The 20,964-nt window shown below is 71.0% G+C and carries 21 protein-coding genes; 10 read left to right on the top strand and 11 right to left on the bottom strand.

All coding sequences use genetic code 11. The features are described from left to right. Positions 1–116 precede the first annotated feature (116 nt). Together ACZ7HQ_RS31925 and ACZ7HQ_RS31920 are read right to left on the bottom strand one after the other, a co-directional pair. Complete coding sequence (locus ACZ7HQ_RS31925) at positions 117–1,691, bottom strand: Na+/H+ antiporter (RefSeq protein ID WP_470997424.1); 1,575 nt, start codon at positions 1,689–1,691, stop codon at positions 117–119. A 72-nt stretch (positions 1,692–1,763) separates the two neighbouring features. Further along, positions 1,764–2,189: a hypothetical protein gene (locus ACZ7HQ_RS31920; protein ID WP_470997422.1), complete on the bottom strand. Its 426-nt coding sequence runs from the start codon at positions 2,187–2,189 to the stop codon at positions 1,764–1,766. A 152-nt stretch (positions 2,190–2,341) separates the two neighbouring features. On the opposite strand from ACZ7HQ_RS31920, the gene ACZ7HQ_RS31915 reads away from it, so the two are divergent. After that, the gene (locus ACZ7HQ_RS31915; RefSeq protein WP_470997419.1) at positions 2,342–2,689 is read left to right on the top strand and encodes an SAV_915 family protein; all 348 of its coding nucleotides are present in this window, start codon (positions 2,342–2,344) and stop codon (positions 2,687–2,689) included. 13 nt (positions 2,690–2,702) lie between these two features. Continuing rightward, positions 2,703–4,037 (top strand): diaminopimelate decarboxylase, encoded by a 1,335-nt coding sequence (gene lysA, locus ACZ7HQ_RS31910; protein WP_470997416.1) that lies wholly within the window; start codon positions 2,703–2,705, stop codon positions 4,035–4,037. 77 nt (positions 4,038–4,114) lie between these two features. Here the strand turns inward: lysA and ACZ7HQ_RS31905 are convergent, their stop codons facing one another. The 6 genes from ACZ7HQ_RS31905 to ACZ7HQ_RS31880 form a co-directional block, all read right to left on the bottom strand. Further along, positions 4,115–5,200, bottom strand: a complete 1,086-nt coding sequence (locus ACZ7HQ_RS31905; RefSeq protein ID WP_470997414.1) for an MASE1 domain-containing protein — start codon at positions 5,198–5,200, stop codon at positions 4,115–4,117. A gap of 88 nt (positions 5,201–5,288) precedes the next feature. Continuing rightward, positions 5,289–6,620, bottom strand: coding sequence for a PP2C family protein-serine/threonine phosphatase (locus tag ACZ7HQ_RS31900; RefSeq protein ID WP_470997411.1), 1,332 nt, complete (start codon positions 6,618–6,620; stop codon positions 5,289–5,291). A 258-nt stretch (positions 6,621–6,878) separates the two neighbouring features. Next, positions 6,879–7,766 (bottom strand): carbohydrate ABC transporter permease, encoded by an 888-nt coding sequence (locus ACZ7HQ_RS31895; RefSeq protein ID WP_470997409.1) that lies wholly within the window; start codon positions 7,764–7,766, stop codon positions 6,879–6,881. Next, entirely contained in the window at positions 7,763–8,743 is a 981-nt protein-coding gene (locus ACZ7HQ_RS31890; protein WP_470997406.1) for a carbohydrate ABC transporter permease, read from the bottom strand. Before ACZ7HQ_RS31890 ends, ACZ7HQ_RS31895 begins: the two co-directional genes overlap by 4 nt. An 8-nt stretch (positions 8,744–8,751) precedes the next feature. Beyond that, complete coding sequence (locus ACZ7HQ_RS31885) at positions 8,752–10,065, bottom strand: ABC transporter substrate-binding protein (protein ID WP_470997403.1); 1,314 nt, start codon at positions 10,063–10,065, stop codon at positions 8,752–8,754. A gap of 224 nt (positions 10,066–10,289) precedes the next feature. Beyond that, complete coding sequence (locus ACZ7HQ_RS31880; protein WP_470997400.1) at positions 10,290–11,024, bottom strand: GntR family transcriptional regulator; 735 nt, start codon at positions 11,022–11,024, stop codon at positions 10,290–10,292. Between the two features lie 179 nt (positions 11,025–11,203). Between ACZ7HQ_RS31880 and ACZ7HQ_RS31875 the strand changes: the two genes are divergently transcribed. The 5 genes from ACZ7HQ_RS31875 to ACZ7HQ_RS31855 all read left to right on the top strand — a co-directional run bounded on the left by ACZ7HQ_RS31875 (position 11,204) and on the right by ACZ7HQ_RS31855 (position 15,409). Further along, positions 11,204–12,223, top strand: a complete 1,020-nt coding sequence (locus ACZ7HQ_RS31875; RefSeq protein ID WP_470997397.1) for a substrate-binding domain-containing protein — start codon at positions 11,204–11,206, stop codon at positions 12,221–12,223. Next, the gene (locus ACZ7HQ_RS31870; RefSeq protein WP_470997394.1) at positions 12,223–13,299 is read left to right on the top strand and encodes an ABC transporter permease; all 1,077 of its coding nucleotides are present in this window, start codon (positions 12,223–12,225) and stop codon (positions 13,297–13,299) included. The genes ACZ7HQ_RS31875 and ACZ7HQ_RS31870 overlap by 1 nt, the downstream gene beginning before the upstream one ends. 6 nt (positions 13,300–13,305) lie before the next feature. After that, positions 13,306–14,211, top strand: coding sequence for an ATP-binding cassette domain-containing protein (locus ACZ7HQ_RS31865; protein ID WP_470997391.1), 906 nt, complete (start codon positions 13,306–13,308; stop codon positions 14,209–14,211). 2 nt (positions 14,212–14,213) lie between these two features. Further along, positions 14,214–15,122: a sugar phosphate isomerase/epimerase family protein gene (locus tag ACZ7HQ_RS31860; RefSeq protein WP_470997388.1), complete on the top strand. Its 909-nt coding sequence runs from the start codon at positions 14,214–14,216 to the stop codon at positions 15,120–15,122. A gap of 92 nt (positions 15,123–15,214) precedes the next feature. Next, positions 15,215–15,409 (top strand): hypothetical protein, encoded by a 195-nt coding sequence (locus ACZ7HQ_RS31855; RefSeq protein ID WP_470997385.1) that lies wholly within the window; start codon positions 15,215–15,217, stop codon positions 15,407–15,409. Between the two features lie 48 nt (positions 15,410–15,457). Here ACZ7HQ_RS31855 and ACZ7HQ_RS31850 read toward each other — a convergent pair whose 3' ends face one another. After that, on the bottom strand, positions 15,458–16,462 hold the full coding sequence (locus tag ACZ7HQ_RS31850; RefSeq protein WP_470997382.1) for a Gfo/Idh/MocA family protein: 1,005 nt from the start codon (positions 16,460–16,462) through the stop codon (positions 15,458–15,460). 142 nt (positions 16,463–16,604) lie between these two features. Here ACZ7HQ_RS31850 and ACZ7HQ_RS31845 point away from each other — a divergent pair, with 142 nt between their 5' ends. Further along, positions 16,605–17,636 carry a LacI family DNA-binding transcriptional regulator gene (locus ACZ7HQ_RS31845; RefSeq protein ID WP_470997380.1) on the top strand — a complete coding sequence of 344 codons (1,032 nt, stop codon included), beginning with the start codon at positions 16,605–16,607 and terminating at the stop codon, positions 17,634–17,636. Between the two features lie 9 nt (positions 17,637–17,645). After that, positions 17,646–18,236 carry a poly-gamma-glutamate hydrolase family protein gene (locus ACZ7HQ_RS31840; RefSeq protein ID WP_470997377.1) on the top strand — a complete coding sequence of 197 codons (591 nt, stop codon included), beginning with the start codon at positions 17,646–17,648 and terminating at the stop codon, positions 18,234–18,236. Positions 18,237–18,301: 65 nt separating this feature from the next. Here the strand turns inward: ACZ7HQ_RS31840 and ACZ7HQ_RS31835 are convergent, their stop codons facing one another. Next, positions 18,302–19,462: a Gfo/Idh/MocA family protein gene (locus ACZ7HQ_RS31835; RefSeq protein WP_470997374.1), complete on the bottom strand. Its 1,161-nt coding sequence runs from the start codon at positions 19,460–19,462 to the stop codon at positions 18,302–18,304. 131 nt (positions 19,463–19,593) lie between these two features. Here ACZ7HQ_RS31835 and ACZ7HQ_RS31830 point away from each other — a divergent pair, with 131 nt between their 5' ends. After that, positions 19,594–20,601, top strand: a complete 1,008-nt coding sequence (locus tag ACZ7HQ_RS31830; RefSeq protein ID WP_470997371.1) for a LacI family DNA-binding transcriptional regulator — start codon at positions 19,594–19,596, stop codon at positions 20,599–20,601. On the opposite strand, the gene ACZ7HQ_RS31825 is transcribed toward ACZ7HQ_RS31830, so the two are convergent. Then, on the bottom strand, positions 20,591–20,935 hold the full coding sequence (locus ACZ7HQ_RS31825; RefSeq protein ID WP_470997369.1) for a cupin domain-containing protein: 345 nt from the start codon (positions 20,933–20,935) through the stop codon (positions 20,591–20,593). The genes ACZ7HQ_RS31830 and ACZ7HQ_RS31825 overlap by 11 nt on opposite strands. Between the last annotated feature and the right edge of the window lie 29 nt (positions 20,936–20,964).

Genomic DNA, 20,964 nt, shown 5'->3' with positions numbered 1-20,964 from the left:
TGTCGGAGTGATCCGACACGGCCTCTTGCCGATCCGGGCCGTGCCGGCAGGAGCAGGGCCATGGCGTGGAACGCCGGCGCGCAGCTCACCGCGAGCCGGGCGCCGGCCGAGTTCCGTCAGACGTCCGCCAGCCGGGCCTCCTCCAGGTCCAGGGACCGCTGGAGGCGCCGCCGGGTCGTGTCACTGATGCGGTGGGCGTCGTACAGCCGTTGCAGTTCCGCCGACTCCACGGCGATCAGGTCCCGGCGCAGCTGGCGGTAGACCCGGTCGGCGGACTCGGTGGCCGCCGCCGTGCCGTTGCGCTCGGCGAGGCGGTCGCGGGCGTCCGCCAGCCGGGCGTTCAGGCCGCGGCGCAGCCTGTCCAGGACGACGTCCGGTACGGCCTCCAGCTCGGCGAGTTCCTCCAGCCGGGCGAGCCCGGCGTGGGCGAGGCGGGAGCGGGCCTCGATCTCCTCACGTTCGGTGTGGGCGGGCTCCAGGGCGATGCCGGAGGCGCGGACGACCGGGGCGAGGGTGAAGCCCTGGACCACGAGCGTCACGACCACCACGGACGTCGTCAGGACGAGGACCAGGGGGCGGTCCGCCAGTGCGCTGCCGTTCTTCGCGACCTCGGGGATGGACAGGGCGGCGGCCAGTGGCATCACCCCGCGCGTGCCCGCCCAGGTCAGCACCACCGGGATCCGCCAGTTCAGCCGGCTGGCCCCGCCCTTGCGCTGGACCACCGTCGACAGCGGCGCGATCCACAGCAGCCGTACGGCGACGAGGGTCGCGGCGACGGCGAGGGCGTACAGCGGCCAGGCCCGGTCGCCGTCGGCCAGCGCCCGCACCTGCGCGGGCAGCGCCAGCCCTATCAGGGAGAAGACCACGCTCTCCAGCAGGAAGACCACCGTGCCGTACACGGCGTGCAGCTGGAGTCTTATGCGGGCGTCGGTGAGCCGGTCGCCCCGGCCGCCCAGGACCACCCCGGCGACCACGCACGACGTCACCCCGGAGGTGTGCGCGACCTCGGCCAGCAGATAGGACGCGAACGGGGTGACCAGGGCGATCACCGTCTCCAGCACCGGGTCCTCGGTACGGCGCCGGATCAGCATGATCACTCCGGCGACGGCGGCTCCGATCAACGTGCCACCGCCGGCCAGCAGCAGGAACTGGCCACTGGCCGCGCCCCAACTCGCCGCGGCCGACGCGATCGCGATGCCGGCCGCCACCCGGACCAGCACCAGTGAGGTGGCGTCGTTGAACAGGCTCTCCGCCTGGACCAGCACCTGCGCCCGCGGGGGCAGGGCGAGTCTGCGGCCCAGCGCGGTCACCGCGACCGGGTCGGTGCTGGCCAGCACCGCGCCCAGCACGAACGCCATCGGCCAGGTAAGCGGGGTGACGACGACCGCGACCGCTGCGACGGCCGCTGCCGAGGCGAGGACCAGGCCGATGGCGAGGACGCCGACCGGTTTCCACACCGCCCGCAGCTCCCGCCAGGGCATGTCCTCGGCGCTGGCGTACAGCAGCGGGGGCAGCACGACGAGGGCGATGATCTGGGGGCTGATCCGGATCTGCGGGGTGCCCGGCAGCAGCGCCACGCCGAGACCGGCGAGCACCAGCAACGACGGCGCCGGAATCCGCCAGCGGCGCGCGAAGGTCGCCACCACGGTGGCCAGAACGACCAACGCGAGTACCGTGCCGACGCTGCGCATGCCGTCCCCCTGGGGCTACCACGGGGAGCCGCTCTGGCTCTCCGGCCGACCAGACTTCCCGGCACACCGCTTTCACCCTATCGGCCCCGGTCGCGTCAAGGCAGTGTCAAGGTGCTCGTGATCGGCGCCAGGGAACCGCCAACGCTCGCCCCGGCCGGCTCGCCGAAGGGTTTCCTCGGGGAGTCCCTCCCCTGCAGGGCAGTTGATCGAGTGAGCGGAGCGCGTCGGCGGCGATGAGCGCTGTTCGCGATCGGGGTGTTCGTCGGCCTCACGATCGCCCAGGTGGGCACGGTCCGGCACCGGCTCCGGGAGCGCGGGCGGGGCCGGCAGCAGAAGGCGCTGCTCAACGGCTTCGGTGCGCTGCTCACCGGGGGTGCGACCGTCGTCGTCACCGCGAGCAAGTTCACCGACGGCGCCTGGCTGATCGTGATCGCGCCGCCCCTGCTCGTGTTCGCCTTCAAGACCGTGCGCCATGCCCTTCACCAGGCGCGTCAGCATCCCGTCAAGGTCGCCGGGACAGCCGTCAGCGTCCCGTCAGGGCAGGTCCGGGACCCGGGGGCACCGGGCATAACGTCGACGGCGAGCCCCGGTCCGCCTCCCCGCGTCCGGGGCCCCAGATCACTCGCTCCCTGCCTTTCGGGAGGCACCCCATGGCAGAACTTCTCCACGACGACGACCCCGAGCCCTCCGATCGCTTCCCGGCCGGCCCCCTGTACGTCCCGGTCCGGCCGGGGCCCTCCGGGTGCGCGGCACGGCTCTTCCGCACCCCGCTCGGTGGCCGCACCGCCGTCGGCTTCACCTCCGCGCACAGGCTGAGCAGGACGCTCGGCCGCGACCAGGCGTGGATCCGCCTCGCCGAGCCCGCTCTGCGTGCGCTGACCGCCCCGCTCGGCATTGCCACCGTCACGGTGGACCCGCAGTTCACCGCGCCGGCTCCCGGGCCGCTGGGGACGAGGACGCCCGAGCCGACACCGGCCCTGGCAGCACGGATCGGCTGAGAGGGAGCACACGATGACCACCGTTCACGAACCCACCGCCCTCACCACGTCGGCCGACGTGTCGGTGTGGCCGGCCTCCACCACCGAGCCTCGCCACGGCGACCTCGCCGTGGGCGGCGTACCGCTCACCGAGATCGCCGACCGCTTCGGCACCCCCGTCTACGTCCTGGACGAGGCCGAGGTCCGCGACCGCTGCCGTACCTATCGGAACGCCTTCCCCGACGCCGAAGTGCTGTACGCCGCCAAGGCGTTCCTGTGCCGGGCCATGGCCCGCTGGGTGGACGAGGAGGGTCTCGGCCTCGACGTCTGCTCCGCCGGTGAACTCGAACTCGCCGTCACCACCGGCTTCCCGCCCGAGCGGATCGTGCTGCACGGCAACGCCAAGTCACCGCGCGACCTGGACACCGCCCTGCGCCTCGGGGTCGGACGGATCGTCATCGACAGCCCCTCGGAGATCGCGCGGCTGGCGGCGGCCGTCGGCCCGGACGGCAGCCAGAAGGTCATGGTCCGGGTCGTCCCGGGGATCAGCGCCGGCGGCCACGAGAAGATCCGCACCGGCACGGACGACCAGAAGTTCGGCCTCGGCATCTGCGACGGCTACGCCCAGCACGCCATCACCCGCATCCTCGACCAGCCGCAGCTCGAACTCACCGGTCTGCACTGCCACCTCGGCTCGCAGATCACCAGCGTCAAGCCGTACCTGGTGGCCGTCCGGCGCATGGTCGGGCTGATGGCCCGGCTGTACGAGCAGCACCGGCTGGTCCTGCCCGAGCTCGACCTGGGCGGCGGCCACGGCATCGCCTACCGCCCCGGCGAGGAGGCCCTGGACCTGACGGCGCTGGCCCGCAAGGTCCGCGCGGAGCTGGCCGACGCGTGCGCGACGGCCGGGCTCCCGGTGCCGCGCCTGATCATCGAACCGGGCCGGGCGATCGCGGGCCCCGCGGGCGTCGCGCTGTACCGGGTGCTTTCTGTCAAGCACACCGGCGAGACGGTGTTCGTGGCCGTGGACGGCGGTATGAGTGACAACCCGCGCCCGGCTCTGTACGGCGTCCGGTACGCCCCACGCCTGATCGGACGGCACAGCGGGGCGCCGGGCGCCCGGGTCACCGTGGTGGGCCGGCACTGCGAGGCGGGCGACGTCCTGGCCCCCGGTGCCGAGCTGCCCGCCGACGTACGCCCCGGCGACCTGCTTGCCGTTCCTGTGGCCGGTGCCTACCACCTGTCGATGGCCTCCGGCTACAACCTGGTCGGCCGCCCGCCGGTGGCCGCCGTACGGGAGGGCACGGCCCGCCTCCTGATCCGCCGGGAATCCCTGGAGGACATCCGCAGCCGGGACGTGGGCCTGTGACCCGCCCGCACCCCTGATCTCCCGGGCGGGCCGGTCTTCCCTCCCTCGCCGGCCGGCCCGCCCGGGCCGTACCGGGTTCACATCCCGTCGTCGCGGCCGGCTTCGCCGCCGGTCGGAGGCCGTCTTCTCATGGGGGAGGAGGCGGCCTCCGCCGTCGTCCGTGGGTCCTCCTGCCGGTCGTCCTTCTGCCCGCCCCCGTCGGGGCGCACCGGTCTGTAGTCGCCGGTGGCGATCTTTGCCGCCATCGCGGCGAGCTGCCTGCAGGCGCGCGCGATCTCGTGCTGGGTCTGGTTCCGCTCGCTGATGACCGCCGAGAGCAGCAGGGCGGTCAGCGCGGTGGACCCGTTGAACGCCTGCAGTGTGATCATTTCGGTGAGCAGGTCGTGCCCGGTGAACGGGCCCGATCTCTCGGCCGCGGCGATGATGGCGAAGGTCGACACGACCAGCGCGCAGGGGGCGGCCCCCGCCAGCTGGAAGCGGAAGGCCGCCCAGATCAGCAGCGGGAAGCCGAGGAACAGCAGCGGCGTGCGGTTGGCCTCCAGGAAACCGACGCCTACGGTGGCGGCCAGGAGCAGCAGCCCCTCCACCCACCGGGACGGCGGCGCGTCCTTCGGCAGGCGTGCCGAGCGAAGCACGAGCAGGACCGGTGTGACCAGCAGGACGCCCATCGCGTCGCCGGTCCACCAGACCGACCACGTCGGCCAGAAGTCCCCGGGTCCGAGCGCACCGGCGAGGACCAGGGTGCCGGTGCCCGTCGTCGCGCTGACCAGCATCCCGGTGAACGCCCCGAGGAAGATCAGCGTGAGCGTGTCCCGCAGCCGGTCCAGCTCGTTGCGGAACCCCGCACGGCGCAGCAGCGCGCAGGAGCAGAGGGGCGCGAGGGTGTTCCCGGCCGCGATCGCCAGCACGGCCGGGAGGGACGGCCCCAGTGAGACGTTGACCAGGAACGCGCCCAGGGCGATTCCGGGCCACAGCCGCGGGCCGCGCAGGAGCAGGCTCGCCACCGCGATGCCGCTCGGCGGCCACAGCGGGGTGACCTGGCCGCGCACCATCTGCTGCAGCAGTCCCAGTTTGGCCGAACCGAGGTACAGCGCGGCGGTGGCACAGATCTCCACGGCGGCCAGGCCACCGCTTCCCAGCCGTGCACGCCGCGTGTCGGACATCGGAGGACCTTCGTGTCGACATCGCCCCGAGGCCATCATCCGCCGGTTGGGCCGGATCCTCCACGGCAGCGTCGCCGGGGCCCCGCGCTCAGGCGGCCGGGGCGCGCAGGGCGAGGATGGCCATGTCGTCGTGACCGTCACTGGGGTGGTGATCGGCCAGAGCCTGGACGAACTCCGGCAGGGGCAGCGCGGCGTGCGTCACGGCCAGGTCGGCGAGCTCGTTCAGACTCTCGTCGATGGGCTGGTCGGGATGTTCGATCAGACCATCGGTGAAGAAGACGACGGTGGCGCCGGCTGGAAGGGCGCGGGAGTGGTCCGGACGGGGCTGCCCGGAGTCGACGCCGAGCGGCAGCCCGGGCTCGGCCAGCAGGTAGGCCGCGTGCCGCTCACGGGTGAGCAGCAGGGGCGGGACGTGGCCCGCGGTGCTCCAGCGGATGCGCCACCCCCCTCCCTCCGGTTCGATGCGGGCCAGAGTGGTGGTCGTGACGGGGTTGTTCGTGATGGCTTCCAGGGCCCGGTCGAGCCGGGCGAGGACCGCGCCGGGCGGGTTGCCGTGATCGAAGACCAGGGCGCGCAGCATGTTGCGGGTGGCGGCCATGGCGGCCGCGGCCTGCAGATCGTGGCCGACCACGTCACCGATGACGACGGCCACCACGCCGTTGGGCAGGGGGATGGCGTCGTACCAGTCCCCGCCGAGCTGGCTGGGCTCGGCGGCGGGACGGTAGATCGCGGCGGCCGTGAAGGGCCGTACATCGGGCAGTGTCGGCAGCAGAAGCCGCTGGAACTGTTCGGCGCCGCTGCGCACCCTTTCGAAGAGACGAACGTTCTCGACCGCGATGCCGGCGGCGCCGGCCAGGGCGACGACGACGTTCTCGTCATGGACGTCGAAGGGCTTTCCGTCACGCCGCTCGGAGAGGTACAGGTCGCCGTAGATCCTGCCGCGCACGCTGATGGCCACGCCGAGCAGGGTCCGCAGGCACGGGTGGCCGGCCGGGAACCCGGCGGACGAGGGATGGGCCCGGATGTCGTCGACCCGCAGGGGCTCGGGGTAGCGGATCAGGTGACCGAGGACGCCCAGACCACGTGGCAGGCCCGCCGTGGCCAGAGCTTCGCGTTCCTGCTCGGACAGGCCGACCGAGATGAACTGCCCCAGGCTCTCCCCGGACTCGTTGAGCACGCCCAGCGCTCCGTAGCGGGCGCCGACCAGGTCCATCGCGGTGGTCACGATACGGTGCAGCACCGCGGGCAGCTCCACCTCGCGGCTGATGGCCACCACCGCGTCCAGCAGGCCCTGCAGCCGGTCCATGGAGGACATCAGGCCGCGCAGCTGCTCGTCGATCCGGCCCAGCTCGGACCGCAGCCGCAGGTGCAGATCGGGCAGCTGCCGGCGCGGTTGCCGCCCTCCCTTCTGCGCCGCCATCACTGGCGCCCGGTGGCTCGATGCGCCTCGTACGTCCGAGCCGATATGTCCGGCCCCTGACTCGAGCGGTACATTCCGACCTCCTGACCCGATTGTGGCATCCCGCTCCCGGCCCGGACGTCTGGCCGCGACTCCATGACCGTCCTGCCCTGGACAGGAGAGGACGGCCGACCGGCAGTGCCTCCGGGTGGCCGTGGACGAACCACGCCGGTGGACGAACCACGCCGGTGGACGAACCACGCCGGGGGCGCCGGCGCCTCAGCCCTTGCTGGAGCCCAGCGTGAGGCCGCTGACGAACTGGCGCTGGAGGGCGAAGTAGACAACCAGGGTCGGGATCGCGGTCAGCAGGGAGCCCGCCGCGACCAGGTTGGGGTCGGTGAAGTACTGGCCGGAGAGGTTGTTCAGGGCCGAGGTGATCGGCATGTTCTGGCCGGTCGAGATGAGCACCAGCGCCCAGAAGAAGTCGTTGTAGATCCAGATCGACAGCAGGGTCGCCAGGGCCGCCATCGCCGGCTTGCACAGCGGCAGGGTGATCTGCCAGTACAGCCGCCACACCGACGCGCCGTCGACCAGCGCGGCCTCGGTCAGCTCGTGCGGGAGCGAGCGCATGTAGTTGCTCAGCACGAACGCGCAGAACCCGGACTGGAACGCCACGTGGATGAGGACCAGGCCGAGCGCGGAGTCGTACAGCTTGCCGCTCTGGGTGATGCCCGGCAGGTTCGTCAGCAGGTACAGCCGGTACAGCGGGGTGATGATGACCTGCTGCGGGAGCAGGTTGCCGGCCGTGAACACCAGCAGGAGCGCCAGATTGAGCCGGAAGTCGAAGCGGGCGACGTAGAACGCCACACAGGAGGACAGGAACAGCGTCAGCAGGACGGCCGGTACCGCGATGACCAGCGTGTTGCCGAAGTAGTGCAGCATGTCCGACTGCTGATACGCGTTCGTGAAGTTCTCGTACGTCAGCTTGTCCGGCCAGGAGACATAGCCCTTGGTGCTGGTCTCGCTGTACGGCCGCATGGCCGAGAAGACCGCCCACAGCAGCGGCGCCAGCCAGGCCAGCGCCGTACCGGCGAGGAAGACGTGCAGCAGGACGCGGGCCGGCCGGATCGGGGCGCGCCGCTTCAGCGGCAGGGTGGTGCTGGTCATGCGCGCCGCTCCTTCCGGAAGGTGGCGATCAGGTAGGGGATGATCACCGCCAGGGAGATCACCAGCAGGACCACGGCGATCGCGGAGCCGTAACCGATGCGGCTGGACTCGCCGATGATGTTGTTGGTGACCAGGATCGACAGCAACTCCGTGCCCTGGGCACCCTTGTTGAAGACGAAGACCAGGTCGAAGGCGCGCAGCGCCTCGATGATGGTGACGACCAGCACGACCGTGTTGGTCGGGCGCAGGGTGGGGAAGATGACGCTCCTGAACGTCTGCCACTCGTTCGCGCCGTCCAGCGCGGATGCCTCCCTGAGCGACGGGTCGACGCTCTTCAGACCGGCCAGGTAGAGGATCATCATGTAGCCGGTGTGCCGCCAGGACGCGGCGATGAGGACCGCCCACAGGTTCAGGTGCGGATCGCCGATCCAGTCGATGTAGTGACCGGGCTTGTTGGCCCCGATGATGCTGTTGATCAGGCCGGTGTCCGGGTTGTAGACCAGCTGCCAGACGAAGCCGATGCACGCCATCGAGATGACCACCGGCAGGAAGAACGCGGTCTGGTAGACCCGGCTGAAACGGATCCGCTTGTCCAGCTGCACGGCCAGGAACAGGCCGAACGGCGTCGGGATCAGGATCAGTACGACGAACCAGATCGCGTTGTGCTGGACGGCTGGCCAGAACTGCGGGTTGTCGCTGAAGAGTTGGCGGAAGTTGTCCAGGCCCACCCACTTGATCGAGCCGAACCCGATGCCGTCCCAGGTGGTGAAGGCGAGGAAGATCGAGGCGATGGCGGTGACCCACACCAGGAGCACGTGCAGGATCGTCGGCACGCCCGCCATCAGGGCGAGCGTGAACCGGTCACGGCGGGTCAGCAGGCGCCGGTGGCCCCGCGTGACCCGCTTCTTCTCGAGCGCGGGCCCCGGAGGCGGCACCGCGGCCGCCTCCGGGGTCTTCGTCGTCGTATCGGTCGTCATCGGGCCGCTCACTGGGACGCGAAGATCGTCTTCTTCTGGCGCTCGATGGACGACAGCAGGCTGTCCACGCCCTTGGGGTTCTGCAGGAACTTCTGCAGGCCCGGCTGCATCACCGTGGAGGTGAAGTCGGGCCGGGAGTCGCGGTCCATGAACTGGGTGAGGCTCTTGGCGCCGCTGATCATGTCGAACGCCTTCTTCTGCAGCGCCGAGTAGGCGGAGGTGGAGGCCTTGCTGGAGGCCGCGACCACACTCGGGTCGGTCTTCAGGTACAGCTCCTCGGCCGCCGGGGTGCCCAGGTACTCCAGCAGCCTGACGACGCCGGCGTGGTTCTTCGGGGCCTTGCTGACCATGAAGCCGTCGGTCGGCGCCTCCACCGTGTCCTGGCCGTACGCGGGGTTGATCTCCGGGAAGGGGAAGAAGTCGAGGTCGTCCAGGTCGGCCTGGTTGGTGAACTGCTGGGCCACGAAGGAGCCGAGGAGGTACATGCCGGCCTTCTTGGCGACCAGCGTCTGCGCGGCGTCCTGCCAGGTCCGGCCCATGAAGCCGTCCTGGTGGTAGGGGAGTATCTCGGCCCAGTGGTCGAAGACGGCCTTCACCTTGGCGTCGGTCCAGGACGCCTTGCCCGCCATCAACTGGACGTGGAAGTCGTAGCCGTTGAGCCGGAAGTTGATCTGGTCGAAGGTGCCCATCGCCGGCCACGCGTCCTTGTCGCCGAAGGCGAGCGGGACCAGGCCGTCCTTCTTCATCTGCTTGCACAGGCCGACGAAGTCGTCCCAGGTGCCGGGGACCTTGTAGCCGTGCTGCCGGAAGACGCTTCTGCGGTAGAAGACCGCCCAGGGGTACGTCGTCAGCGGCACGAAGTAGTACTTGCCGTCCTCGCCCTTGCTGAGCTTCTTCATCGCCTCCGGGAAGTTGTCCCCGATCTTCTGCCACACGTCGTCGACCGGAGAGGCCAGCCCCTTCGCCGCGAAGAACTGCATGCGGTAGCCGGCGAACCAGTTGAACACGTCGTCCGGCGTGCCCTGCAGATACGAGTTGATCTGCTCCTGGAAGGTGTTGTGGTCCTTCGTGTTCACGTCGACCGTGACGCCGGACTGCTTCTTGAACTCCGCGTACACGTTCGTGAAGGCCTTCTTCGGCACGGCGTCCGAGGCGTTCGAGCCGAGCGTGACGGTCTTCGGGTCGGAGGAGGAACCGCTGCCTCCGCAGGCGGACAGCAGGGGTGTGCCGACCCCGGCGAGGAGGGCGGCACCGCCCGCGGTGCGCAGCACCGAACGACGGCTGGGACCCGGGACGGAAAGACCGGAGGGGGAGAGGCGCATGGCGGCTCCTGAGGAATACAGGGCTCGGTCAAGGGGATGAGTTGATCATCGAAAGGTCGTCGAAACCGCTCAGAAATCAACTCGACCGAACATCGTGGGCGTAATAACAGCCCCATGTCCGCTCATGAGTCAATAGGCCGGGTCGCGCTGGGGTGTCTCTTGCCCGAAACGTAATCGTCACGTTCACCTGCAACTTTGTTGAAGACGGGGCAGGTGGTTCCGTTTCAGGTCCTGACCAGCAGTTGGAAGTCGAAGGCGTAGCGTGACGCCCGGTACGCGTGGCTGCCGTACTCCACCGGCCGGCCCGTGACGTCGTACGCGGTGCGCCGCATGGTGAGCAGGGCCGCGCCCTCCTTCTCGTCCAGCAGGGCGCCCTCCTCGGCCGTCGCGCTGCGCGCGCCGACGGACTGGCGGGCGCTGTGCAGGACGATCCCGGCGGACCGCATCATGTGGTACAGACCCGTCGACTCCAGTCGTTCCGTGGGCAGTTCGAGGAGCGAGGCCGGGAGGTAGTTGCACAGGAACGCCACCGGATGGCCATGGGTGCGGCGCAGCCGCTCCAGTACGGTGACCTCGTTGCGCAGCACCCGGGTGGTCGGGCCCTGTCCGGCCGACTCCAGGTCGTCGTAGAGGCTGCTGAGTTCCAGTGGCCGTCTGACCTTGCTGTGCACCACCTGGGTGCCCACTCCGCGGCGGCGCACCAGCAGGCCCTTGTCGACCAGGGACTGGATCGCCTGGCGCACGGTGGGCCGGGACAGGCCGAGCCGTACGGCCAGGTCGACCTCGTTGCCCAGGAGGTCGCCCGGTGCCGGCGCGCCGTGTTCGATGGCCGCCTCCAGTTGCTGGGCGAGCTGGTGGTACAGCGGTACCGGGCTGGTGCGGTCCAGGGTGAAGCCGATGGAGTCGAGCGCGCGATCGCCCGGTGCCGTTCGCTGGGGGGTGCGGTGTACTGGGCTCATGCCGCTCAGGTGTAGGTCCCGGGAGGGGAGGGTGTCAACGGTTTGTACTTACATTCGGACCACCTTGTGAAATGATGTCTTAACAAAGTATTGACAGCGGGCCCCGGCAGAAGCTTGTATCCCGTCCCAACGCAACAGCGTCCCTTCCCCTCCCCGTCGCACAGTGAGGTGCAGGAAAGATGGACCGCTCTTCTCGCTCACGCTCCCGCAGACTGGTGCCGCTGGTGGCCGTGGCCGCCGCCACGGCCCTCACCCTCACGGGCTGCGCGAGCGCCCACGGCGGCAAGAAGGCCGAGGAGGCGGCGCAGAACGCCTCGGCCGGCAAGGCCAACACCCCCCGCATGACGGTCGCGCTGGTCACCCACCAGGCACCCGGAGACACCTTCTGGGACACCGTCCGCAAGGGCGCGGAGGCCGCGGCGGCCAAGGACAACATCAAGCTGGTCTACTCCGCCGACCCCAACGCCGGCAGCCAGGCGAACCTGGTGCAGAACGCCGTCGACCAGAAGGTCGACGGCATCGCGGTCACCCTGGCCAAGCCCGACGCGATGAAGACCGTCATCGGCAAGGCGGAGCAGGCCGGCATCCCGGTCGTGGGCCTGAACTCGGGCCTGGCCGACTGGAAGAAGCTCGGCCTGCTGGAGTTCTTCGGGCAGGACGAGAGCGTGGCGGGCGAGGCGTTCGGCGACAAGCTGAACACCACCGGCGCCAAGAAGGTCGTCTGCGTGATCCAGGAGCAGGGCAACGTGGGCCTGACCCAGCGCTGCGACGGTGTGCAGAAGACGTTCAAGGGCACCACTGAGACGCTGTACGTGAACGGCACGGACATGCCGTCCGTGCGGTCGACCATCACGGCCAAGCTGAAGCAGGACTCCGCCATCGACACGGTCGTCACCCTCGGCGCCCCGTTCGCGCTGACCGCCGTGCAGTCGGTGGGCGACGCGGGCAGCAAGGCCAAGGTGGCCACCTTCGACCTGAACAAGGACCTGGTGAAGGCCGTCCAGGGCGGCACGATCGAGTTCGCCGTCGACCAGCAGCCCTACCTGCAGGGCTACCTCGCGGTCGACGCGTTGTGGCTCTACAAGAACAACGGCAACTACAGCGGCGGCGGGGTCCAGCCGGTGCTGACCGGTCCGGCCTTCGTCGACAGGTCCAACGTCGACAAGGTCGCCGAGTTCGCCGCGAAGGGGACCCGGTGATGAGCATGGCCCAGCGTGCTGAGCCGACGGTGACCACGCCGTCGGGATCCGGTGGCAAGCAGACCGACGGCCGTACCGTCCGCCGCTCGCCGGCGCTGCGGCTGCTGGCCCGCCCCGAGGTGGGTGTCTTCCTCGGCGCGGCCGCCGTCCTGGTCTTCTTCCTGATCGCCGCGCCCACGGTCCGCCAGGGCAGCTCGATGGCCACCATCCTCTACCAGTCCTCGACGATCGGGATCATGGCGCTGCCGGTGGCCCTGCTGATGATCGGCGGCGAGTTCGACCTGTCCTCCGGTGTCGCGGTGATCTCCTCGGCGCTGACCGCGAGCATGCTCAGCTACCAGCTGACCCTGAACGTGTGGACGGGTGTGATCGTCGCCCTGGCCGTGTCGCTGGCGATCGGGTTCTTCAACGGCTGGATGGTGGTCAGGACGGGCCTGCCCAGCTTCCTGATCACGCTGGGCACGTTCCTGATCCTGCAGGGTGTGAACCTGGCGGTGACCAAGCTGGTCACCGGCAACGTCGCCACCGACGACATCAGCGACATGGACGGCTTCGGCCAGGCGCAGAGGATCTTCGCGTCCTCCTTCGACGTGGGCGGCGTACAGGTGAAGATCACCGTGGTGTGGTGGCTGGTCTTCGCCGCGCTGGCCACCTGGGTGCTGCTGCGCACCAGATACGGCAACTGGATCTTCGCGGTCGGCGGCAACAAGGAGTCCGCGCGGGCCGTCGGTGTCCCGGTGACGTTCACCAAGATCTCGCTGTTCATGCTGGTCGGCTTCGGCGCCTGGTTCGTCGGCATGCACAACCTGTTCTCCTTCAACACCGTGCAGTCCGGCGAGGGCGTCGGCCAGGAGCTGATCTACATCGCGGCGGCCGTGATCGGCGGCTGTCTGCTGACCGGCGGCTACGGTTCGGCGATCGGCCCGGTCTTCGGGGCGTTCATGTTCGGCATGGTCAACCAGGGCATCGTCTACGCCGGCTGGAACCCCGACTGGTTCAAGGCCTTCCTCGGCGTGATGCTGCTCGGCGCCGTCCTGATCAATCTGTGGGTCCAGCGCACGGCGACCCGGAGGTAAATTGCGATGACCGACAAGACCACCCACGGTGCCGTCCTCGCCGACACGCCGACCGCCGGCGACGGGCCCCTGGTCGAGCTGCGCGGCGCGGGCAAGTCCTACGGCAACATCCGGGCCCTGCACGGTGTCGACCTGACGGTGCACGCCGGGAGGGTGACCTGCGTCCTCGGGGACAACGGCGCCGGCAAGTCCACCCTCATCAAGATCGTCTCCGGGCTGCACCAGCACACCGAGGGCACCTTCCTCGTCGACGGACGGACGGTGCGTTTCTCCACCCCGCGCGAGGCCCTCGACCGCGGTATCGCCACCGTCTACCAGGACCTGGCCACCGTCCCCCTGATGCCGGTGTGGCGCAACTTCTTCCTCGGCTCGGAGATGACCAAGGGCCCCTGGCCGCTGCGCCGGCTGGACATCGCCCGCATGAAGAAGACCGCCGACGCGGAACTGCGCAACATGGGCATCGTCCTGGACGACATGGAACAGCCCATCGGCACCCTCTCCGGCGGCCAGCGCCAGTGCGTGGCCATCGCCCGCGCCGTCTACTTCGGCGCCCGCGTCCTCATCCTGGACGAGCCCACCGCCGCCCTCGGCGTCAAACAGTCCGGTGTGGTGCTCAAGTACATCGCCGCCGCCCGCGACCGCGGCCTGGGCGTCATCTTCATCACCCACAACCCCCACCACGCCTACATGGTCGGCGACCACTTCAGCGTGCTGCGCCTGGGCACCCTGGAACTGTCCGCCGACCGCAGCGAGGTCAGCCTGGAGGAGCTGACCAACCACATGGCCGGCGGGGCCGAACTCGCCGCCCTCAAACACGAATTCGCCCAGGTACGCGGCGTCGACACCGACGAACTCCCCGAAGAGAGCGACCTGACCGCACCCGTCGCGCCCTCCCCGGAAGGAACCCCCTGACGATGGCCACCCCCACCCCGCTGGACCGGATCCGGGTCGGCTCGGCCCCCGACTCCTGGGGCGTCTGGTTCCCCGACGACCCGCGGCAGGTGCCCTGGGAACGCTTCCTCGACGAGGTCGCCGAGGCCGGCTACGACTGGATCGAACTCGGCCCCTACGGCTACCTCCCCACCGACCCGGCCCGGCTCAGGGACGAGGTGGCCCGGCGGAACCTGAAGGTCTCCGCCGGCACGGTCTTCACCGGCATGCACCGCGGCCCGTCCGTCTGGGTGGACACCTGGGCCCACGTCAGCCAGATCGCCGCGCTCACCCAGGCCATGGGCGCGCGGCACCTGGTGGTCATCCCGTCCTTCTGGCGGGACGACAGGACCGCCGAGATCCTGGAGCCGCCGGAGCTGACCGCCGAGCAGTGGGCGCACCTGGCCAAGGGCATGGAGCGGCTCGGCCACGAGGTCAAGGAGAGCTACGGCCTCGACATCGTGGTCCACCCGCACGCCGACACCCACATCGACACCGAGGCCCACGTCGAACGCTTCCTGGACTCGACCGACGCAGAGCTGGTCAACCTCTGCCTGGACACCGGGCACTACGCCTACTGCGGCGGGGACAGCGTCAAGCTCATCGAGACCTACGGCGAGCGCATCGGCTACCTGCACCTCAAACAGGTCGACCCGGACGTCCTCGCCGAGGTGGTCGCGCACGAGGTGCCGTTCGGGCCGGCGGTGCAGCGCGGCGTGATGTGCGAACCGCCCTCCGGCGTGCCCGAGTTGGGGCCCGTCCTGGAGGCCGCGCAGAAACTGGGCGTCGAGCTGTTCGCGATCGTCGAGCAGGACATGTACCCGTGCGAGCCCGACCGGCCCCTGCCGATCGCGGTGCGGACCCGGCGGTTCCTGCGCTCCTGCGGGGCCTGACAGGATTCGACCGCGACGGGGCCGGGAACCAACCCGGGCACGCGGGCGTTGTGTACGACGACGGGGGATGCCCGCGCAGACGGGAGGACGAGATGACACACCGCACGGAACCCCGGAAACCGGCCCAGGACGCGACCGACCCGGCGCTCGTGCGCCGTGACCGCTTCGGCGCGCTCCCGGAGCGGATACGCCCCGAGGACACGGTCGAGACCAAGCCGGCCACCCTGCCCGACCCGGCGCGGGACACGTACAACCCCGACGAGTGGCTGATCCGCTACTGCGGCTGAGACACGGGTACGGCGCCGGGCACCTCCGCCCGGCGCCGCCCGCATGTCTCAGGGCTCCCGTACCTCCGCGACCGTCACCGGCCGGTGCGCCCGGAGGGACAGGGTGCAGGCCTCGGCGATCCAGCCCGCCTCCAGGGCGTCCTCGATGGTGCAGGGAGACGGCCGGGTGCCGGCCACGACCTCGGTGAACGCGGTGAGTTCGGCGCGGTAGGCGTCGGTGAAGCGGTCCATGAAGAAGTCGTGCGGGGTGTCGGCCGGGAAGGTCACGCCGGGTTCGACCGAGCGCAGCGGGAGCTTGTCGTCCAGGCCGACCGCGATCGAGTCCGTGAAGCCGTGGAGTTCCATGCGCACGTCGTAACCCCGGGCGTTGTGGCGGGAGTTGGAGACCACCGCGATGGTGCCGTCGTCCAGGGTGAGGATCGCGCCGGTGGTGTCGGCGTCGCCCGCCGCCTTGATGAAGTCGGCGCCCCGGTTGCCGCCGACCGCGTACACCTCGGTGACCTCATGGCCCGTCACCCAGCGGATGACGTCGAAGTCGTGCACGGAACAGTCCCGGAAGATGCCCCCGGACGCGGCGACGTACGCGGCCGGCGGCGGCGCAGGGTCCAGGGTCGTGCAGCGGACCGTGTGCAACCTGCCCAGCTCACCCGCCCGTACGGCGGCTCGCGCCGCGGCGAAGCCGGCGTCGAAGCGCCGGTTGTAGCCGATCTGGATCGGCACGTCGCTGTGCCGTACGGCCTTCAGGACCTCCACCCCCTCGGCCATGGTGCGGGCCACGGGCTTCTCGCAGAAGACGGGGACACCGGCCTCGACACCGGCCCGGATCAGCGCCGGGTGGGCGTCGGTGGCCGCCGCGACGACCAGGCCGTCCACCCCGGCCGCCAGCAGCGCCTCCGGGGAGTCGGCGACCTCGGCGCCGAACCGCTCGGCGGCGGACTTGGCGGCGTCCGCGAACGGGTCGGCGACGACGAGCGACTCCACGGCGTCCAGTCCGGAGAGGGTCTCGGCGTGGAAGGCGCCGATGCGGCCGAGGCCGAGGATTCCGATACGCATGTGCTCCGCTGCTCCTTGTGTGTGGTTGCTTGTCCGTCGCTTCTTTTGGTCACGAGAGCGAGACAGCTCTGCCATTGTTGTCAGTACAAACCCCTCGAACAATCAGCAGCAAGCCATCAAAAACCCCTCAAGGAGCCGGGCCATGGGCCACCCGTTCCCCATCCGGGAGATCGCACGTCAGGCGGGCCTGAGCGAGGCCACCGTGGACCGTGTGCTGAACGGCAGGGGAGGGGTGCGCGAGAGCACCGCCCAGGAGGTGCGCCGGGCCATCGCCGACCTCGACCGGCAGCGCACCCAGGTGCGGCTGGTCGGCCGTACGTTCATGGTCGACATCGTGGTGCAGGCCCCCGAGCGGTTCACCACCGCCGTGCGCGCCGCCCTGGAGGCCGAACTGCCGTCCCTGCATCCGGCCGTGGTCCGCTCCCGCTTCCACTTCCGCGAGACCGGCCCGGCCGCCGAGCAGGTCGCCACGCTGGACCGGATCGCCCGGCGCGGCTCCCAGGGCGTGCTCCTCAAGGCACCGGACGTCCCCGAGGTCACCGCCGCCGTGGGCCGCCTGGCCGCGGCCGGCATCCCGGTCGTCACCCTGGTCACCGACCTGCCCGCCAGCGGCCGGCTCGGCTACGTCGGCAGTGACAACCGGGCCGCCGGTGCCACCGCCGCCTATCTGACGGGCCAGTGGCTCGGCGACCGGCCCGGCAACGTCCTCACCAGCCTCAGCAGCGGCTTCTTCCGCAACGAGGAGGAACGCGAGATGGGCTTCAGGAGCGTCATGCGGGCCCGGCACCCGCAGCGCACCCTGGTCGAGATCGCCGAGGGCCAGGGCCTGGACGCCACCCAGTACGACCTGGTCCGCGCCGCCCTGGAACGGGACCCGGAGATCCGTGCCGTGTACTCCATCGGCGGCGGCAACGACGCCACCCTGCGCGCCTTCGCCGACCTCGGCCGGGAGTGCGCGGTGTTCATCGCCCACGACCTCGACCAGGACAACACCCGGCTGCTGCGCGAGCACCGGCTGTCCGCGGTGCTCCACCACGACCTGCGGCACGATCTGCGCGAGGCCTGCCATGAGGTCATGCGCTTCCACGGCGCCCTGCCGCCCGCCGGCCCGCTGCTGCCGTCGGCCGTCCAGGTCGTCACGCCGTACAACATGCCCGCGCCGACGGACGGCTGAAAGGGAGCGATGACACGCACCGAAGCGGTGGAGATCGAGGGCGTCCCCATGGTCGCGACCCTGGTACCGGGCCGCGGCGGCATCGGGCTGCTCGCCCTGCACGGAAGCAACGAAGGGGGCACGGCCCAGCTCGCCGAGACGGTGGGCCGCCGCTGCGGCGCCACCAGCCTCGTCTTCACCCAGCCGGGGGCACGGCGGCCCGTGCACGTCCCCTCGCCCCGCATGGCGGCCGAGCACTGCGCGTTGCTGCGGGAGTTCCTGACCCGTGTCGCCCTCACGGTCTCCCTGCACGGCCATATGCGCCCCGAGGCCCCGCGCACGGTCTTCCTCGGCGGCGGCAACCGGACCGCGGCCCGCGTCCTCGCCGAGGCGTTCGCCACCGGGGCCCCGCAGTTCCCCGCCGCCGTCGACCTGGCGGAGATCCCGTCCGCACTGCGCGGCGTGCACCCGAGGAACCCGGTCAACCTGACCCGCCTGGGGGGAGTCCAGGTGGAGCTGCCCCTCCTGGCCCGCACCAGCGCCGGCGCCGACATCCCGCCGCCCCCGGTGACCGACGCCCTGACGGCCGGGGTGGAAGAGCTGCGCAAGGCGACGCCCTGAACCGGAGTGCTCCGGCGGGACGCGGGGAACCGCGCGCAGGCGCCGCGTCGCTTCCGGCAGCGCGCTCAGCCGGCCTCGACGTCCACCCAGGAGCCCTCCCGGGCGGATCGCGTCATCGCGTCCAGCGCGGCAGCGCTCCGCACCGCATCGGCCACGGTGGCGCCGTACGGCGTGCCGTCGGCGACGGACCGTAGGAACCGGTACGCCTCGATCACCTTCAGGTCGTCGTACCCCATCGCGTTGGCCGCCCCCGGCTGAAACGCGGCGAACTCACCGGCACCCGGCCCCACGTACACCGTGCTCACCGGCTGGTCCTGGTAGGCCGTGCCCCGGCTCACCGCCAGCTCGTTCATCCGCCGGAAGTCCCAGAAGACGGCACCCCTCGTGCCGTGCACCTCGAAGCCGTAGTTGTTCTGCTCGCCGACCGAGACCCGGCACGCCTCCAGGACCCCGCGCGCGCCGGAGGCGAACCGCAGCAGGCAGCTCACGTAGTCCTCGTTCTCGACCGGGCCGGGCTCGCCGCCGGAGGCGAGGGCGTGGCCCGCGGTGGCGCCGGACGGGCGGGCGCGCTGCGGGAGGAAGATCGCGGTGTCGGCGGTGAGCGAGGTGATGTCGCCGAGCAGGAAGCGGGCCAGGTCGGCGCCGTGCGAGGCCAGGTCGCCGAGCACCCCGCTGCCGCCTCGCGCCCGCTCGTACCGCCAGGTCAGGGCGCCGTCCGGATGGGCCGCGTAGTCGCTGAACAGCCGGATGCGGACGTGGGTCACCGTCCCGATCCCACCGGAGGTGATCAGGTCGCGGGCGGCCTCGACGGCGGGCGCGTTGCGGTAGTTGAAGCCGACCGCGCCCTGCACACCGGCCGCGGCGACCGCGTCGGCGACCGCGCGGGCGTCCTCGGCGGTGAGCCCGACCGGCTTCTCGATCCAGATGTGCTTGCCCGCGTCGGCCATCGCCACGCCGATCTCCCGGTGCAGGAAGTTCGGGGCGGTGATGCTGACGGCCCGCACCCGTGGGTCGGCGGCCACCTGACGCCAGTCGCGGGTCGCGGCGGCGAAGCCGAACTGCTCCGCGGCCTCCTCGGCCCGCCCCGGCACCTCCTCGGCGACCGCGATCAGCCGAGGGCGCAGGGGAAGCTGCGGATAGTGGTGCGGGAGACGGGCGTACGCCTGGGTGTGCACCCGGCCCATCCAGCCGAACCCGACGACGGCGACACCCAGTTCCTCCACCATGACAGCCCCTTCACGCCCTTCACCACAGCCGTTTGGACCGGTCCATGCCCTGTCCAGGACACCTTTGTGCGGACATGGCCAGGGTGTCAACCCTTTGACAGAGCGGCACGCCACATGGAACGGTCCACACCATGAGACCGCCGACGATCCGCGACGTGGCCGAACGGGCCGGAGTGTCCAAGTCGCTGGTCTCGCTGGTGCTGCGCGGCTCGGGACCGGTCAGCCCCGAGAAGCGGGAGACCGTGCTGCGCGCCGTCCGCGAGCTGGGCTACCGGCCCAACGCGGCCGCCCGCAGCCTGAGCGAACAGCGCACCCGCACGATCGGCGTCCTCCTGGACGACCTGCGCAACCCCTGGTTCGTCGACCTCCTCGACGGCCTCAACTCACCTCTGCACGCCGCCGGTCTGCACATGCTGCTCGCCGACGCCCGGCTGAACCGGCGGATGGGACACGACCTCGCGGAACCGTTCCTGGACCTCGGCGTCGACGGACTGGTGATCGTCGGCACGGTCCCCGAGACGGGCGGTCTCGGCGCGCTCGCCCGGCGCATGCCCGTGGTCGTGGCGGGCGCCCGCGAGCCCCGGCCCCAGGGCGTGGACGTCGTCGCCGGGGACGACGAGCACGGGGCCCGGCTCGCCACCGAGCACCTGCTCGGACTCGGTCACCGGCGGATCGCCCACCTCGCGGGGCACGGCGCCGTCGGCGCACTGCGCCGGCGGGGCTACGAGACGGCGATGCGCGCCCACGGCGCCCACCCGGTCGTCGAGCCGGGCGACCTGACCGAGGAGGGCGGCTACCGGGGGACCGTACGCCTGCTCAGCCGCACCGAGCGGCCGACGGCGCTGTTCGCCGTCAACGACATGGCCTCGGTGGGCGCCCTCTCGGCGGCCGAGGAGCTGGGCCTGAGGGTGCCGCGCGACCTCTCCGTGGCCGGCTACGACAACACCAGCATCTCCCGGCTCCGGCACGTCTGGCTGACCACGGTCGACACCGCCCCCTACGAGATCGGCCGGCGCGCCGCACGCTGTCTGCTCGACCGGTTCGAGCGGCCGGACGGCGAGGGGCGCGTCCACCTCGCCGTGCCGACGCTGGAGATCCGGGGGACGACGGCGCCCCCCGGCGACGACCTCACAGGTTGATCGCGTACGCCTTGCGCAGCGTCTCGTGCACCGTCCACGTCGTACGGTCGCCCGCGCGCAGCACCGCCATGTCGCCCGGCCCCACCCGCAGCGTCGGCCCGTCCGCGACCTCGATCGTCGCCGAACCGCTGATCACCACGAACAGCTCGTCCGCCTCCGTGTCGGTGACCACGCCCGGCGTGATCTGCCAGACGCCGCGAATCTGCCGGCCGTCCGGCGACTCCCAGACCACCTTCCCGGTGACCTCCGGGTTCCCGGAGACGATCTGTTCCGGGGCGAGGGGCTCGGGTTCGAGGTCGGCGTCGGGGATGTGAAGCGCGAAGCTGTGTGTCATGCGGCGACCCTAACCAGTGCCCCGCGCGC

The organism is Streptomyces sp. NPDC037290, assembly GCF_055603245.1.
Note: the sequence above shows the minus strand (reverse complement) of the source record. Positions and strands in the feature narration are given on the sequence as shown.

Coding starts and splice junctions, on each gene's coding strand:
- ACZ7HQ_RS31845 (WP_470997380.1), top strand. CDS start 16,605: ATGGGCCACCCGTTCCCCATCCGGGAGATCGCACGTCAGGCGGGCCTG.
- ACZ7HQ_RS31925 (WP_470997424.1), bottom strand. CDS start 1,691: ATGCGCAGCGTCGGCACGGTACTCGCGTTGGTCGTTCTGGCCACCGTG.
- ACZ7HQ_RS31905 (WP_470997414.1), bottom strand. CDS start 5,200: ATGTCCGACACGCGGCGTGCACGGCTGGGAAGCGGTGGCCTGGCCGCC.
- ACZ7HQ_RS31865 (WP_470997391.1), top strand. CDS start 13,306: ATGACCGACAAGACCACCCACGGTGCCGTCCTCGCCGACACGCCGACC.
- lysA (WP_470997416.1), top strand. CDS start 2,703: ATGACCACCGTTCACGAACCCACCGCCCTCACCACGTCGGCCGACGTG.
- ACZ7HQ_RS31885 (WP_470997403.1), bottom strand. CDS start 10,065: ATGCGCCTCTCCCCCTCCGGTCTTTCCGTCCCGGGTCCCAGCCGTCGT.
- ACZ7HQ_RS31870 (WP_470997394.1), top strand. CDS start 12,223: ATGAGCATGGCCCAGCGTGCTGAGCCGACGGTGACCACGCCGTCGGGA.
- ACZ7HQ_RS31875 (WP_470997397.1), top strand. CDS start 11,204: ATGGACCGCTCTTCTCGCTCACGCTCCCGCAGACTGGTGCCGCTGGTG.
- ACZ7HQ_RS31830 (WP_470997371.1), top strand. CDS start 19,594: ATGAGACCGCCGACGATCCGCGACGTGGCCGAACGGGCCGGAGTGTCC.
- ACZ7HQ_RS31900 (WP_470997411.1), bottom strand. CDS start 6,620: ATGGCGGCGCAGAAGGGAGGGCGGCAACCGCGCCGGCAGCTGCCCGAT.
- ACZ7HQ_RS31835 (WP_470997374.1), bottom strand. CDS start 19,462: ATGGTGGAGGAACTGGGTGTCGCCGTCGTCGGGTTCGGCTGGATGGGC.
- ACZ7HQ_RS31855 (WP_470997385.1), top strand. CDS start 15,215: ATGACACACCGCACGGAACCCCGGAAACCGGCCCAGGACGCGACCGAC.
- ACZ7HQ_RS31880 (WP_470997400.1), bottom strand. CDS start 11,024: ATGAGCCCAGTACACCGCACCCCCCAGCGAACGGCACCGGGCGATCGC.
- ACZ7HQ_RS31895 (WP_470997409.1), bottom strand. CDS start 7,766: ATGACCAGCACCACCCTGCCGCTGAAGCGGCGCGCCCCGATCCGGCCG.
- ACZ7HQ_RS31860 (WP_470997388.1), top strand. CDS start 14,214: ATGGCCACCCCCACCCCGCTGGACCGGATCCGGGTCGGCTCGGCCCCC.
- ACZ7HQ_RS31920 (WP_470997422.1), bottom strand. CDS start 2,189: ATGCTGACGCGCCTGGTGAAGGGCATGGCGCACGGTCTTGAAGGCGAA.
- ACZ7HQ_RS31825 (WP_470997369.1), bottom strand. CDS start 20,935: ATGACACACAGCTTCGCGCTTCACATCCCCGACGCCGACCTCGAACCC.
- ACZ7HQ_RS31890 (WP_470997406.1), bottom strand. CDS start 8,743: ATGACGACCGATACGACGACGAAGACCCCGGAGGCGGCCGCGGTGCCG.
- ACZ7HQ_RS31850 (WP_470997382.1), bottom strand. CDS start 16,462: ATGCGTATCGGAATCCTCGGCCTCGGCCGCATCGGCGCCTTCCACGCC.
- ACZ7HQ_RS31840 (WP_470997377.1), top strand. CDS start 17,646: ATGACACGCACCGAAGCGGTGGAGATCGAGGGCGTCCCCATGGTCGCG.
- ACZ7HQ_RS31915 (WP_470997419.1), top strand. CDS start 2,342: ATGGCAGAACTTCTCCACGACGACGACCCCGAGCCCTCCGATCGCTTC.